We start from the raw sequence: 14423 nt of genomic DNA on the forward strand, positions 1-14423 counted from the left end.
GTCGGACTGGAATAAATTGTCTGTTAACACTATATTTAGTGTTTGCAGGCAGGTTCGACGCTAGATAGTGTGAATTTCCCTCGGTCGAGGGAATCGAGGAAAAATTCAGTTTTGAGGGACCCGCAGGGTTCGGCGCAGAGTTGGAACAGCGGCTTCGTAAGAAGCTCGACCAGCAAGGCGACGAAGACTGCCACAAGGAGAGCCGGTGTTTTCGAACGCCGGCAGACGGCGGACATGCGCGTTTCGCATTGGGGGCAGAAATCCCCGGGGAAAAGCGCTATATATAGACAAAAGGGACCGGACCAATGCGCATCGAGCGTCGTTTCACCAAGCCAGGCCAATCAGCTTACGCGGAGATCGAATTCCGCAAGGCGCTTTCGGAGATCAAGAATCCGGACGGCTCGGTGGTGTTCCGCTTGGACAATATCGATGTGCCGGCGCAGTTCTCGCAGGTTGCCGCCGACATCCTGGCGCAGAAGTATTTCCGCAAGGCCGGCGTGCCCGCGCGCCTGAAGAAGGTCGAGGAGAACGACGTCCCCTCCTTCCTGTGGCGCTCCGTCGCCGACGAGGCCGAGCTTGCCAAGCTGCCGGAAGCCGAGCGCTACGGTTCCGAAATCGACGCCCGCCAGGTCTTCGACCGGCTGGCCGGCACCTGGACCTATTGGGGCTACAAGGGCGGCTACTTCAAGTCGGAAGAAGACGCCAGCGCCTTCCGCGACGAACTCGCCTATATGCTCGCCACCCAGCGCGTTGCGCCGAACTCGCCGCAATGGTTCAATACCGGCCTGCACTGGGCCTACGGCATCGATGGCCCGAGCCAGGGCCACTATTATGTCGACCCGTTCACCGGCAAGCTGACCAAGTCGAAGTCCTCCTACGAGCATCCGCAGCCGCATGCCTGCTTCATCCAGGGCGTGCAGGACGATCTCGTCAACGAAGGCGGCATCATGGACCTGTGGGTGCGTGAAGCGCGTCTGTTCAAATATGGCTCGGGCACCGGCTCCAATTTCTCGATGCTGCGCGGCGAAGGCGAAAAGCTGTCGGGCGGCGGCCGTTCGTCCGGCCTGATGAGCTTCCTCAAGATCGGCGACCGCGCGGCGGGCGCCATCAAGTCGGGCGGCACCACGCGTCGTGCGGCCAAGATGGTCATTGTCGACGCCGACCATCCCGATATCGAGGAATTCATCGACTGGAAGGTCAATGAAGAGCAGAAGGTGGCGTCGCTGGTCACCGGCTCCAAGATCGTGAAAAAACATCTCGAAGCGATCATGAAGGCCTGCATCAATTGCGAAGGCCATGATGACGATTGCTTCGACCCGTCGATGAACACCGCGCTGAAGCGCGAGATCAAGGCGGCCAAGAAGTCGGCCGTGCCGGAGAACTACATCTACCGCGTCATCCAGTTCGCCAAGCAGGGCTACACCGCGATGTCGTTCAAGACCTACGACACCGACTGGGATTCCGACGCCTACCTCACCGTTTCCGGCCAGAACTCCAACAATTCGGTGTCGCTGAAGGACAACTTCCTGCGCGCCGTCGAGGACGACGCCGACTGGCATCTGACCGCCCGCAAGGACGGCAAGGTGCTGAAGACGCTGAAGGCACGCGACCTCTGGGAAAAGATCGGCTACGCCGCCTGGGCTTCGGCCGATCCGGGCCTGCATTTCAACACGACGATGAACGACTGGCACACCTGCGCTTCGGCCGGTGCGATCCGGGCCTCCAATCCGTGCTCGGAATACATGTTCCTCGACGACACGGCCTGCAACCTGGCCTCGATCAACCTGCTCCCCTACCGCAACGCCGACGGCACGATCGACATCGCCGCGTACGAGCACACGGTGCGGCTGTGGACCGTCGTCCTCGAAATCTCGGTGATGATGGCGCAGTTCCCGTCGAAGGAGATCGCCAAGCAGTCCTACGAATACCGCACGCTCGGCCTCGGCTATGCCAACATTGGCGGCCTGCTGATGACGTCNATCGCCAAGCAGTCCTACGAATACCGCACGCTCGGCCTCGGCTATGCCAACATTGGCGGCCTGCTGATGACGTCGGGCATCCCCTATGATTCCGACGAGGGCCGCGCCATCTGCGCAGCGCTCACCGCCATCATGACCGGCATTGCCTATGCCACCTCGGCCGAGATGGCCGGCGAGCTCGGCGCCTTCGCCGACTACGACCGTAACGCGCAGAACATGCTGCGCGTCATGCGCAACCATCGCCGTGCCGCCTATGGCGAGAAACAGGGCTACGAGAAACTCGCCGTCAATCCGGTGCCGCTGGTCGCGTCCGACCTGAAGCAGCAGGAATTGGCCACGCACGCCAAGGCTGCCTGGGACCGCGCCATCGAACTCGGCGAAGAGCATGGCTACCGCAACGCGCAGGCGACCGTGATTGCGCCGACCGGCACGATCGGCCTGGTCATGGATTGCGATACCACCGGCATCGAGCCCGACTTCGCGCTGGTGAAGTTCAAGAAGCTCGCTGGCGGCGGCTACTTCAAGATCATCAACCGCGCCGTGCCGGAAGCGCTGCGCACGCTGGGCTATTCCGAGAGCCAGCTCGCCGAGATCGAGGCTTACGCTGTCGGCCACGGCAACATGAACCAGGCGCCGGCGGTCAACCCCGGCTCGCTCAAGGCGAAGGGTTTTACTGACGACAAGATCGCGGCGCTCAATGCGGCGCTGAAGTCGGCCTTCGACATCAAGTTCGTCTTCAACCAGTGGACGCTGGGCGCCGACTGGGTGAAGGAGACGTTCGGCTTCACCGACGAGCAGCTCAACGACTTCTCGTTCGAGATGCTGCCGGCGCTGGGCTTCTCCAGGAAGGACATCGAGGCCGCCAACATCCATGTCTGCGGTGCGATGACGCTGGAAGGCGCGCCCTTCCTCAAGGCCGAGCATCTGGCGGTGTTCGACTGCGCCAGCCCGTGCGGCAAGATCGGCAAGCGCTCGCTGTCCATCAACAGCCACATCCAGATGATGGCGGCGGCACAGCCCTTCATCTCCGGCGCCATCTCCAAGACCATCAACATGCCCAACGATGCGACGGTGGAAGACGCCAAGGGCGCCTACATGCTGTCGTGGAAGCTGGCGCTGAAGGCCAACGCGCTCTATCGCGACGGCTCAAAGCTGTCGCAGCCGCTCAATTCGTCGCTGCTCGCCGACAGCGAGGATGACGAGGACGACGCGGTCGAGCAGCTGATCGCTGCGCCCGCTTCACAGCGCGCCGTGCAAGTGACCGAGAAGATCGTCGAACGCGTCATCGAACGTCTCTATCGCGATCGTGAAAAACTGCCGAACCGCCGCAAGGGATACACCCAGAAAGCGGTCGTCGGCGGCCACAAGGTCTACCTGCGCACCGGCGAATTCGATGACGGCCGCATCGGCGAGATCTTCATAGACATGCACAAGGAAGGCGCTGCTTTCCGGGCGATGATGAACAACTTCGCCATCGCCATCTCGCTTGGCCTGCAATATGGCGTGCCGCTCGAGGAATTCGTCGAGGCCTTCACCTTCACCAAGTTCGAGCCGGCCGGAATGGTGCAGGGCAACGACGCCATCAAGAATGCGACGTCGATCCTTGACTATGTGTTCCGCGAACTCGCTGTGTCCTACCTCGGCCGCCACGACCTCGCCCATGTCGACCAGTCGGATTTCGACAAGACGGCGCTCGGACGCGGCATCAACGAAGGCAAGGCGACGCCGTTCTCGAAGGGCCTTACCCGCGGCGCCTCGCCGGTCAAGTTGGTGTCTGGCCTAGGTGGCGAACCCAAGGGTTTTGCCGGATCACCTGCCGCGGCCCCTGCCCGGGTCACCCCAACTGCGTTCTCAGGCTCCAATGTGCTGGCGCTTAAACCAGCAAGCGACGAAGCCATCGCCTACAAGCGCGACTATGAGGAGCGAGCCAAGGAATTGGTCGAAGATATTGTTTCCGAGGAGGCTGCCGACCCCACCGGGTTGTTCACCGACGAAGCAGCGAAAGAAGCGGCCGAGGCAAAGGCGCTTGCCTCCACGCGCCGTCAGCAATCCTTGATGCAAGGCTACACCGGCAACGAATGCTCGGAATGCCACAACTTCACCATGGTGCGGAACGGCACCTGCGAGAAGTGCGATACTTGTGGATCGACGAGCGGGTGCAGCTGAGAACTCATGCCGCCTCGGCTTACAGTCCGCGAAGTCATTCGCCTGCTGGAGACCGACGGTTGGTATCTGGTTGCAACCAAGGGCAGCCATCGCCAATATAAGCACAAAACCAAAGCCGGCCGCGTCACCGTGGCCGGCAAACCGTCTGAAGAGGTTGCGCCAGGAACACTGAACAGCATCCTCAAGCAGTCCGGTTTGAAGGAGTGACTATATGCGTTACGCGGTGGTGATTGAAAAAGCAGGCAACAATTTCTCTGCCTATGTGCCGGACCTACCCGGCTGCATCGCAACTGGTGCTACCGTGCCAGAAGTAGAAATCGAAATTCGCGACGCTATACGCTTTCACATCGAGGGCTTGCGTGCCGATGGGCTGGAGGTGCCCAAAGGAATCAGTCTCGCGGAATACGTAGAGGCATAAGCGGTAGCCCTTCAGGACAACATCCTATCCCGGCACCCGCAGCGTTTGATCGTCGAACAGCGGCTCGTCCTGCCCCGCCCGAACGAACAGCACCCTCCGCCCCTCACCCGCCGGCGCCTCGAAATACTGAATACCATCCGGCATTTCGCCCCAGTCGCCGCAGGGCGGTTCGGGAACTTCGTCATTGGCAAGCGCTTTCAGCTCTTTGGAATAGGCGGCGTCGGGGCTGAATGTGTAGCGTTTGACGCCGGTGGGCACGGTGCCCTCGGTGTAGGGCGTCAGCACGCAGCGGGCGCTGACTGATTTGTCGGTCTTTTCCAGCAACAGGCGCAACACCGCGGCCTCGGCGGTTTCGCCTGATTTGATGTCGAACACCTCGATCAGCGGATCGGGCGCGCTGCCATCGCTGTATTTGATGGCGAGTGCGTTGTCGACGAATTCGAAATGGATCTGGCGGAAGCCGAAATCGCAGCGCTGCACCCAGGCGGCCAGCCCAATCGTCTTGTCGGCCAGCTTTTCCCAGACGCATTTGTCGATCGGCGGGCGGGATGGCGCCGGCTCGTCCGCCCGCGCTGCGGCTGATATCGTCGCCGAGGCAAACAGCGTGCATATCCAGACAATCGGTCTCATGGCGCTATTCATCGCTGCATCCTGTCAATGTGAAGGCGTCCCACGCCGAGCCGTCCGGATTGGCATTGGCGAAATCGGCAAATTCGGTGAAGCCCGCGCCGAAATCGGGCAGCAACAGCCTTTCGGCGCCGGTGTCGCTTCGCGTGAATTCAGCTGCTCGGCTCCGCCTCCGGTCAAGGCATAGACCTGGCCAGTCCATATCCGGCACATCCCGCTGCCGTCCTCCAGCCCCGCTTCGCGGTCGTCGTCGGTGCAGGCATGGCGGATGGTGCCGAGCGGAAACGAATTTTTGCCATTGGTCCAGGTGATGTCGGCCGGCAAGCGCGTGTCGGTGTTGGGCACGGTCACCGAAAACACTTCGGCCGTCAGTGCCGCCGGCTCATTGTTCAGCGGCCGGAATTGCATCACCGCGCCCGAACGCGGCTCGCGGTAGGTGGCATGGCTGAGCAGACATTCTTTTGCGCTCGCTGCCTGCACGGCGCCGAGCAGAGCCAGGCAAACGACGGCCAGCCTGCGGACGATCATTGGATGTCTTGTCATGAAAGTGGGCGCCTCAGATAAAACCGACCAGCCAAGCCGCGCCGCCCAGAAACGCGGCCGAACAGACCCACAGCAGCCAAAGCCCGCGCACCCTGCATTCGAGCACTGCCGAGGCGGGGTTGGCTGGGTCGTAATGCACGTCGACCTTGCCGCCCTCGGCATAGCTGCGCGCCTGGCTGCTGACGAGGCCGGGCATTGAAGCGGTGACCGTGGCGCCGAAGGTGACGCGGTCTGAGGTGTAGTGCTGGCCTGCGACGCCGTAGCTGTACACGATGCGGGATTTGAAAACGGTGCTCCAGCGTCGGTGGCCGCTGTAGTTTCGTAGCGCCTGCAGACCGGAGGAATCGATGCGGCCGGGCGCGACCGGCCATTTTGCCGCCTGCTCGGCAAGCGACTTCTGGACGAAGGCCATGCGCAGGATCATCAGGCCCATGAACAGCAGCAGCGCTCCGGCGCCGAGGTTCTGCGGCTTGGGCAGGTGCGGCCGGATCGCCTCCAGCACGCCACCGAGCGAAAACACCAGCACCACCGTGCCGATCACCAGCCCGGCCGAGAGCTTGACCATGAACTTGAAGGCGCCGTCCGGCAGGGTGCGTTCGATCACGGCCTTGCCCGGATCGGCCGGATTGTAGAAGACGGTCACTTCAGCGCCGGTGGGAAACTGCGCCAGGGTTTCGGTGACTTCGAAATTCCCCAGATTCTCCTTCACGCTGTAGCGCGAGCTTTGAAATTTCTTTTTACCGACCTTGTATTCGAAGGTGATCGCCGGAAAATTGCGCATCTCGGTGGTGTCGCTGCTGTCCGAGCCGACGCCCGACCTTCTGACTTCACGCGCCTCGACGCGCGACGAGATGATCTTGCCCGGCGCCGGCAGCCAGTGGCTCATCGCCTGCACCTCGCGCCATTTGACGAAAGTGATGAACGACAGACCGCCCGCGATCGCGCAGGCAAATCCGACAATCAGAAATTTGAGCTCTACGTCCACCGCGTCCCCCAGGAGTGTCGGAAGCTGCGAATAGATAGCACGGCGAAGGCAATGTCTTGATTATTCGCGAAGGACGAACCGCCCTTCCTAGGGTATCGAAGCCCCCTCAACTTTGTTAAGAGTCGCCCAAACTGTTAGGAGCCATGAGACCAGGATGACAGCACTGCGCGTTCTCTCGGATGCCTTCATTCCGGAACTCCCGAACCACTACAAAGGCAAGGTCCGCGAGAATTACGATCTGCCGGATGGCCGCCGCATCATCATCGCCACCGACCGGCTGAGCGCCTTCGATGTGATCCTGACCGCAATACCTCTCAAGGGAGAGCTGCTGACGCAGACGGCGCGCTACTGGTTCGAGGAAACGGCGGACATCTGCCAAAACCATGTGCTCGATTATCCCGACCCCAATGTCGTTGTCGGCACCAGGCTCGACATTCTGCCGGTGGAAATCGTTGTTCGCGACTATCTCGCCGGCACCACCAGCACTTCGGTGCTGACGAAATACAAGAACGGCGAACGCGATATGTACGGCATCCGCCTGCCGGACGGGCTGCGCGACAATGAGAAGCTGCCGCAGGCCATCATCACGCCGACCAGCAAGGCGCTCGATGGCGGTCATGACGAGCCCTTGACGCGCGACGAGATCCTGACGCGCGGCCTGTTATCGGAAGAGCAATGGGACACAGTCTCGCGCTATGCGCTGGCGCTGTTTGCGCGCGGCAAAGCGTTGGCCGCGAAGCGCGGCCTGATCCTGGTCGACACCAAATATGAGTTCGGCACGAACAAGGATGGCACCATCATCCTTGCCGATGAAATCCATACGCCCGACTCAAGCCGCTACTGGCTTGCGGCAACCTATGAAGAGCGTTTCAAGGCAGGCGAGCGGCCGCAAAGTTTCGACAAGGACTTTATTCGCGCCTGGGTGACCGCGCGCTGCGATCCCTACAAGGATCGTATTCCGAAAATCCCCGCCGAGCTCATCGAGCAGACATCGCGGGTTTACACGCAGGCCTTTGAGACCATCACCGGCAAGACCTTCACCGCCGATATCTCGGGAAAGACGGTGCTGGACCGCATTCGCGAGAACCTGCGACCTTATTTCTGACGGCGGCTGGCGGCCGCCGGTCAACTTGCCGAGGTCGCGGACACGGACGGTTCTGGCGGAGCGCGCCACGTGCCGAGATATGATCCGCACAGGATGAGCGCGAAAGCCGCTACAATGCCGATATCGAGCGGCTCTGAAAGGACGAGCACGCCGGCTGCCACGGAGACGGCGGGCGCCACATAGGTTATGACGACCGCCCGTTCGGGGCCGATCTCCCGCACCAGCAGAAAATAGGTGGCGAAGGCGATCGCCGTGCAAAACACGCCAAGACCGAGGATTGCGCCAACCACCGTTGTCGACGGCATGGCCGCCGGCCAGGCCAACGCCGCCGGCACGGCGTAGATCAGCGCGGCCCCTGCCAGACAGACTGCCGTCAGCGAGGTTGCCGGCACATCGTTCAGCCAGCGCGACGCGATGATCGAACCCGAGGCATAGCAGGCCGCGGCCATGAGAATCTCGACGACCGCGAGAAATCCGCCACCCAAGGTCGGCAGCGCCAGCACGAAGACACCGGCAAAACCGAGGAAAAGACCGGTCCAGCGGCGTATCCCCAGCCGCTCATCCGAGCCCATCAGCTTTGAGAGCGCGACGGTTACCGCCGGCGTCATGGCAATCAGCAGTCCGGCGGTGGAACTGTCGATGCTGACTTCGCCATGGGTGATCAGCCCCCATGGCAGGATCATCTCGACCAGACAGAATGCGGCGACCGCCGGCCAATGTGTCTTCAGCCATCCGAAACTGCGCTGGACAAGGACGAAGGGCAGCAGCGCCAGGGCGCCGACGGCTGTTCGGGCAAAGACCAGGAAGGGCACCGACACCTCGGCAACCGCCAGCTTGATCAACAAATAGGGAATGCCCCACAGGAGGCTGAGCAGCACGAACAAAAACAGTCCGCGGCGCGTCATGACGGCCTCACAGCCAGAAAGGTGGTCCACTCTTCGCGATCGCGGCCGACGTTGAATTCGTCTCCGACAAGAACCAGCCCGGCGTTTTCAAGGCGGGCCGCGAAGTCGTCCCTGCGCCAGTAGACCGTATGATATTCGCCGCTCTTCTCGCCATCGCCAATGCGCATCGAGACGAGGAAGGCGCCGCCCGGCCGCAACGACCCGGCAATCTTGGCAAGCACCTGGTCGGCCTGCTCGCGCGGCACGTGGATCAGGACGCACAATGCGAGCACCGCGTCGTAGGGGCCGCCGAGATCGTCGGTGATGAGATCGAGAAACTCACCATGCTTGCCGCGTGCGGCCTGCAACTCGAGAAACCGCTTCGTTGCGTCTGTGCGCCGAACCTGGACACCGAGCCCTTCGACGAAGTCCGCATCGTATCCGGGCCCCGAACCGACTTCCAGAATCCGGCCACCTTTGCCGGCGATCTTCACCAGGCGCTTCAGCCATTTCTGTTCTCTTTGGTTCGGAACGTGCCGCACCAGAGCGTCGTAGCGTTCGGCATAGTCCTCATAGGCGTTGATCGTTTGGCGGCTCTTCGCCAGATCCTCGGATGGCACAGTCATCTTTCCCTCCCCTGGTCAAAGAGCTTGCTTAGCCAATGGTGCCGGGAGGCACGCGTCCGTCAAGCATACCGATATCCCTGAGGAAATGATCCGACAGCGAGCGGCGGTCGAGCAAGCCGCGCTTGCGAGGCCTGAACGGCGCGGTGAAGAGGTCGAGCACCGGGCGGCGAAGCGTGTTGTAGAGAGCGATGGTGGTGGTCATTGCCGTATCCTCAGGGTTTGATCCGATGAATGCAGCATGCCGTTTTCCGGGCTTGGTTTCCAATCGAACGTCGCGTAGTATGCATCAGCGGGATTGATGCGTCATGAGCTGGGAACTACCACCATTAGGAGCCATCAGGGTCTTTGAAGCCGCGGCCCGGCTGGGCAGTTTCACCAAGGCAGCCGAAGAACTCGGCATGACCCAATCAGCTGCCAGCTATCAGATAAAGGTGCTGGAAGAACGTGCCGGAACGCCGCTTTTCATAAGAAAAACAAGGCAGATCGCGCTGACCGAGGCCGGACAGCAGCTGGCGCCGCACGCAACAGGCGCGTTCTCGACCCTGGCCGACGCATGGGTCGCCACCAAGGGTGGAGCGACCGGCGTGCTGTCGGTGACGACCATGGAAACCTTCGCATCGAACTGGCTGGCCGTATGGCTTGGAACATTCCAGCTGATGCATCCCGATCTTGCCGTGAAGGTGAATACATCGCACGGGCTGGTCGATTTCACGCGCGGCGACATGGATGTCGGCATTCGCACCGGCAGTGGAAAATGGCCGGGCCTGACGGCTCACTATCTGTTCAAGGCGGACTATACGCCGATGCTCAGCCCGAGACTCGCCGAAAGCGTCGGCGGCATCCACCGCCCCGAGGATCTCTACCAAGTGCCGCTATGCTGTGCCGACGATCCCTGGTGGGAAATCTGGTTCAAGGCTGCCGGCGTGCCGTTCGAGCCCGATCGCGTCATCGCTGGCCCGAAGCTGGGTACGCAGGCCTATGATGCGATGGCGGCGCTGACCGACAAGGGCGCCGCGATCCTCACCAGAAACCTTTACAGCGCCCTGTTGGAAAAGGGCCAGTTGATACAGCCATTCGGCGTGCTTGGATCGGACGGCGACGGCTATTGGCTGGTGCATCTGGAGAGCCGCCGCAACGCGCCCAAAATCAAGGTGTTTCGCGACTGGGTGCTGGCGCAGACGGCAGAGATACGCGAACGCGAAAAGCGCGACAGCCCTCTAGGCACCGCGATAAAACTCGCCCCCGCCTCAACCCTCAGTCCTTGAAGGTCAACCCGTATCTTGCAACCTGTTCCTTCGGCATATCCGCAAGCGCCTGGCGCGTGGTGTAGCCGCCATAGATCACCTTGCCGTTCTTGATCATCCAGTCCTCGACGTCGGCCTCGGTCACCGTCATCCTGTCGCCCATCTTGTACTTGTTGCCATTGACCGGGACGTCGGCGAGCAGGCCGATATAGGAGCCGTCGCTGTAGCCGACCAGCTGCAGCCAGATATGCTCGGTGGCGCCGTTCTGGGTCAGCGGGAATTTTACCGTGTAGGTGCCGGGTGTGCCGGCGTCCATCAATTCGTGGAAGCGCTTGAGGGTCGAGCGGCCGCTGTCCTTGGCGGCCTGCATCGCCTTGTCCTCGGTGGAATAGGACACGACGTTCTGCTTCGACTCGGCCAGCGAAGTGCCACTTCCGCCCGGCATGTGGCCGAGCGAGCTGAAAAACCCGTAGCCGACAGCGGCGGCAAGAGCGACAGCCACAACTGGATTGCGCATGGACCCCTCCGAAACCCGATCACGGGCACGTTACCGGAAGGCTGTTGCGATACCGCTAAAGGACACAGTGAGCGGATCGTTAGCGAGACGCTGAAAATTCAACCCAAGCCGCAGCGGCAGGCAGCGCAGGCGCACCGGCACCGGCCTGACGTTCAGTCGGCGTCGGCGACGGTCGTCTGCCCGCCTGCCCATGCCCACCAGGCGCGCTCGTCGCCATGGAAGACGTTGAGGTCGATGCGGCCGGTCACGCCGTGCGACAGGCCGGAGCCGGAGTACTGCCAGAACAGCCATTTGCGGCCGGGATAGACTTTTGAGGGATGCCGCGCCACGGCGCGCAGCCAGAACGGATAATCGAGAAACGCACCCTTGAGATTGTCGCGATAGAAATCCGGTGCGGTGTAGATGATGGGCCGCTGGCCGTAATGGCGCTCCAGCTTGTCCATGAACACCTTCATCTTTTCCAGCACGGTGGCCCGCGAAGGCTGCCGCTTGCAGGAGGATTCGCCGTTCCATTCGACATCGATCACCGGCGGCAGCGCGCCTTCGACCCTTGGCACATTGCGGATGAACCAGTCCGCCTGCTCGCCGGCGGTGCGGCACCAGTAGAAGAAGTGATAGGCGCCGCGCTTCAGCCCGGCGGCATCGGCATTGCGCCAGTTCTTCATGAACATCGGGTCGAGATGGTCGCCGCCATCGGTCGCCTTGATATAGGCGAAGTTGGCGCCCTGGGCACGCAGCTTGCCCCAGTTGACATTGCCCTGCCAGCGCGAGACGTCGACGCCGTGGACGGCAAGGTAGCGTGGCGAAGCCTTGCCGAAATTGATCGGCTTGGCGTCGCGGAAACCGTAGCGGGTGACCGGCGAGGCCAGCATGGCCGGCGCCGCGCGCGTCAACCGCTTCGGCGCAGACATCAGAGCGGCGGGCTCGAGCTGTGGTCTGGTGCTCCCCTGCGGCGTGCCCGCGACGATGGCCTCTTCTTCCTCGACCATGGAAAAGGGCGGCGCATTGTCGGCCACAGCGTTGTCGGCCACCATGTCGGACCGCATCGGCGCGAGGTCGGCGGTCTCCGCCGGAGCCGCTGTGACCGGCGCGCTCGGACGCACGACCGAACTGGTCGTCTCGTTCGACGGCTGCAAGCCATCGACGCCCGCTGTGGACGAACAGCCGGCAAGCCACAGCGATGCCAACATGAAACTGACGACGCCTGAAATCCGCATCTGGACCTGTACGCAAAACACAACAGACCGAAGGCAAACAGACGCCGCCGGACAAACCGGCCTCGATTACTAACGAGAAATTACCAACAAAGTTTGAATCAAGTTGTTAGGAATTGGCCCTCTTGTCTTCTCCCACAAGGGGAGAAGGGGAAGCCCTTACCTTCCCAGCCATTGCTGCATGCAGCTTTTCGCCACCACATGCGCCGGTGGCACGGCGTCGGCGGCCGGGCGGCGGGCACGTTCGAGCAGCAGGCGAACCTGTTCGGGGCGCACGCGGTCACGCTCCATCACGAGGAGGACCATCGGATCGCTCAAAAGCTCGTCCAGGGTGCTGATTCTGTCGCTCATCGGTCGTCTCCTCGATACCGGCCCGCAGACGATAGATAGGCAGGCAATCATGGCCCGCCAATGACGCTTTGCCGGCTATGTCGTGGTTTCGGGATTAATTTCCGGTAAGGCCGGCGTCAGTTCGGAGGCGGCGCGCCTTCATGGTGCGGCAGGCCGTCATCGAGCTGCAGCCAGGGCTGCTTCGAGGCGGTCCACATATGCATTTCCGGCTTGAACAGCGAGGGATCGTCGAGCGAGCCGGTGGTGATGCCGACGATGCCGGCGGAGTCGCGTCGGGAAAACAGCGTGGTGCCGCAAGCGGCGCAAAAGCCGCGCTTGAGGTCCGGAGAGGTGTTGACCATCGCCACCTCTCCCTCGACGGTGACATCGTCGATGCGAAACAAAAGGCGGGCGTTGAACGCCGCGCCTATGACCTTCTGGCAGCGTCGGCAGTGGCAGACGCGCTGGTTGAGCGGCGCCGCCTCGGTGCCGTAGCGCACTGCCCCGCAATGGCATCCGCCCTGGTATTTCGTCATCATTCGAACCCATCACACTGAAGGTCTCTTGATGATATCGACAGGTACCTTTCGGTCAATTGAAAAGCCCTGATGGCGCCATCGATTGCGCCGATAGGACCAATGGCTGCGCCAAGGCTCCGTAGCTTCGCAGGCACAAAAAAGCCGACCGCCTCTTCGAGACGGCCGGCATGTATTTTCAGGCAAGCTATTTCGTTTCGCTGAGGACTTCGTCCCAGGTCTTCACCTTGGTTTCGCCATTGAGGAAGGGCAGTGCCGCGGCCGTCAGCTCCGGTGCGAAGAAGACGTCGTAGTGGGTGCGATTGGGAATGATGGCCAGCCGGTTCTGCGACAGGTTCTCACGCATCCAGCCGGCATCCTTCAGCCCGCCGCCGAGCATCTGGTAGAACTTGATCTCGTGCTCGGGCTTGTACATGTCGCTGTCGCCATAGGCCAGCATAACTGGCATCTTCAGCTTCGCCACATCGGCGGAATAGTCGTAATCCTTGCGCATGAAATTGCCCAGCGCATCGAGCAGTTTAGGGAAATCGTCGGGACGTGGGGCGACGGCGACGTAGGATTTGTACATCGGCGTGTCCTTCATGAAATCGGCGGCGGCCGCGCTCACCTGCGCCTGCTGGCCGCGCATCTCGTCATAGAAGCCATTGGCGGCGAAGCCGGTCGAGACCAGGACCAGCCGGCGCACCGTCTCGGGATGCTGAACGGCCATGCGGAAGGCGACGCCGCCGCCCAGCGAATAGCCAAGCACGTCGACCTTGTCATAGCCGAGCGCCTTGACGATACCAGCCATGTCGTCGCCCATCCCCTCCAGGCTGAAGGGTCGCTCGCCGAGCGCGGTGCGGCCATGGCCCTGCAGGTCGACGGCAATGATGGTGCGGTTTTCCGCCAGCTTCGGCAGCAGCGGCGCGAACATGTCCGACGTGCCAAGGCCGCCATGCAGCAGAAGCAGCGGTTCGCCCTTGCCATAGACGGCATAGTAGTAATTCAGGCCGTCGATCGGCAGCAAGCCGGACTTTTCCGGCTTCGGCATGGCTGTTGCCTCGGTGGTCATGGCGGGCTTGGTCTCCTCTGCATTGGCTGGGCCGGGCGCTGCAAACAAGGCAGCGACCGAGGCAAGAATGGCGAAATAGATTCGTCTGGACATGTCGGTCTCCTCAGGTTCCCCCCAAGGACGAGCGAGCACGCCGCGTGCCGACATGCCCTGCGAAAAATCCGCGGAAGAATGACCGGTTTGGCTGTTGTCGATCGG

The 14423-nt window shown here is 61.9% G+C and carries 16 protein-coding genes; 5 read left to right on the forward strand and 11 right to left on the reverse strand.

What is annotated here, in order from left to right:
* Positions 1-305: 305 nt before the first annotated feature.
* Genes X726_RS158910 through X726_RS158900 form a run of 3 tightly spaced genes read left to right on the forward strand, consistent with a single transcriptional unit; the run spans position 306 to position 4563 of the window.
* Complete coding sequence (locus X726_RS158910) at positions 306-4145, forward strand: vitamin B12-dependent ribonucleotide reductase (protein WP_023669046.1); 3840 nt, start codon at positions 306-308, stop codon at positions 4143-4145.
* Positions 4146-4151: 6 nt separating this feature from the next.
* On the forward strand, positions 4152-4352 hold the full coding sequence (locus X726_RS158905; protein WP_023669047.1) for a type II toxin-antitoxin system HicA family toxin: 201 nt from the start codon (positions 4152-4154) through the stop codon (positions 4350-4352).
* Positions 4353-4356: 4 nt separating this feature from the next.
* Positions 4357-4563 (forward strand): type II toxin-antitoxin system HicB family antitoxin, encoded by a 207-nt coding sequence (locus X726_RS158900; protein WP_023669048.1) that lies wholly within the window; start codon positions 4357-4359, stop codon positions 4561-4563.
* Positions 4564-4587: 24 nt separating this feature from the next.
* Here X726_RS158900 and X726_RS158895 read toward each other — a convergent pair whose 3' ends face one another.
* From X726_RS158895 to X726_RS158890, 3 genes are read right to left on the reverse strand one after another with little or no spacing between them, the layout of a single operon-like run.
* The gene (locus X726_RS158895) at positions 4588-5193 is read right to left on the reverse strand and encodes a hypothetical protein (RefSeq protein WP_245272086.1); all 606 of its coding nucleotides are present in this window, start codon (positions 5191-5193) and stop codon (positions 4588-4590) included.
* A gap of 24 nt (positions 5194-5217) precedes the next feature.
* Positions 5218-5733: a hypothetical protein gene (locus tag X726_RS01000000166775; RefSeq protein ID WP_245272087.1), complete on the reverse strand. Its 516-nt coding sequence runs from the start codon at positions 5731-5733 to the stop codon at positions 5218-5220.
* A gap of 13 nt (positions 5734-5746) precedes the next feature.
* Positions 5747-6718 carry a DUF3592 domain-containing protein gene (locus X726_RS158890; RefSeq protein WP_023669050.1) on the reverse strand — a complete coding sequence of 324 codons (972 nt, stop codon included), beginning with the start codon at positions 6716-6718 and terminating at the stop codon, positions 5747-5749.
* Between the two features lie 163 nt (positions 6719-6881).
* Here X726_RS158890 and X726_RS158885 point away from each other — a divergent pair, with 163 nt between their 5' ends.
* The gene (locus X726_RS158885) at positions 6882-7823 is read left to right on the forward strand and encodes a phosphoribosylaminoimidazolesuccinocarboxamide synthase (RefSeq protein WP_023669051.1); all 942 of its coding nucleotides are present in this window, start codon (positions 6882-6884) and stop codon (positions 7821-7823) included.
* A 20-nt stretch (positions 7824-7843) separates the two neighbouring features.
* On the opposite strand, the gene X726_RS158880 is transcribed toward X726_RS158885, so the two are convergent.
* From X726_RS158880 to X726_RS1000000171055, 3 genes are read right to left on the reverse strand one after another with little or no spacing between them, the layout of a single operon-like run.
* Positions 7844-8728, reverse strand: coding sequence for a DMT family transporter (locus X726_RS158880; protein WP_023669052.1), 885 nt, complete (start codon positions 8726-8728; stop codon positions 7844-7846).
* The gene (locus X726_RS158875; RefSeq protein ID WP_023669053.1) at positions 8725-9333 is read right to left on the reverse strand and encodes a class I SAM-dependent methyltransferase; all 609 of its coding nucleotides are present in this window, start codon (positions 9331-9333) and stop codon (positions 8725-8727) included. The genes X726_RS158880 and X726_RS158875 overlap by 4 nt, the downstream gene beginning before the upstream one ends.
* Before the next feature lie 28 nt (positions 9334-9361).
* Positions 9362-9535: a hypothetical protein gene (locus X726_RS1000000171055; protein WP_023669054.1), complete on the reverse strand. Its 174-nt coding sequence runs from the start codon at positions 9533-9535 to the stop codon at positions 9362-9364.
* 103 nt (positions 9536-9638) lie between these two features.
* On the opposite strand from X726_RS1000000171055, the gene X726_RS158870 reads away from it, so the two are divergent.
* Positions 9639-10598, forward strand: coding sequence for a LysR family transcriptional regulator (locus X726_RS158870; RefSeq protein ID WP_023669055.1), 960 nt, complete (start codon positions 9639-9641; stop codon positions 10596-10598).
* Here X726_RS158870 and X726_RS158865 read toward each other — a convergent pair.
* From X726_RS158865 to X726_RS158845, 5 genes are all read right to left on the reverse strand, one after another.
* Positions 10588-11094, reverse strand: coding sequence for a DUF2314 domain-containing protein (locus X726_RS158865; RefSeq protein ID WP_023669056.1), 507 nt, complete (start codon positions 11092-11094; stop codon positions 10588-10590). The genes X726_RS158870 and X726_RS158865 overlap by 11 nt on opposite strands.
* Before the next feature lie 152 nt (positions 11095-11246).
* The gene (locus X726_RS158860) at positions 11247-12311 is read right to left on the reverse strand and encodes a GH25 family lysozyme (RefSeq protein ID WP_023669057.1); all 1065 of its coding nucleotides are present in this window, start codon (positions 12309-12311) and stop codon (positions 11247-11249) included.
* 156 nt (positions 12312-12467) lie between these two features.
* A complete protein-coding gene (locus X726_RS158855; protein ID WP_023669058.1) occupies positions 12468-12659 on the reverse strand; it encodes a hypothetical protein in 192 nt (63 codons plus the stop codon).
* Positions 12660-12775: 116 nt separating this feature from the next.
* Positions 12776-13174, reverse strand: coding sequence for a GFA family protein (locus X726_RS158850; RefSeq protein WP_023669059.1), 399 nt, complete (start codon positions 13172-13174; stop codon positions 12776-12778).
* A 187-nt stretch (positions 13175-13361) separates the two neighbouring features.
* On the reverse strand, positions 13362-14318 hold the full coding sequence (locus X726_RS158845; RefSeq protein ID WP_023669060.1) for an alpha/beta hydrolase: 957 nt from the start codon (positions 14316-14318) through the stop codon (positions 13362-13364).
* Positions 14319-14423: the final 105 nt, after the last annotated feature.

Origin of the sequence: Mesorhizobium sp. LSJC285A00, from assembly GCF_000503155.1 — a bacterium.
GTDB lineage: Bacteria > Pseudomonadota > Alphaproteobacteria > Rhizobiales > Rhizobiaceae > Mesorhizobium.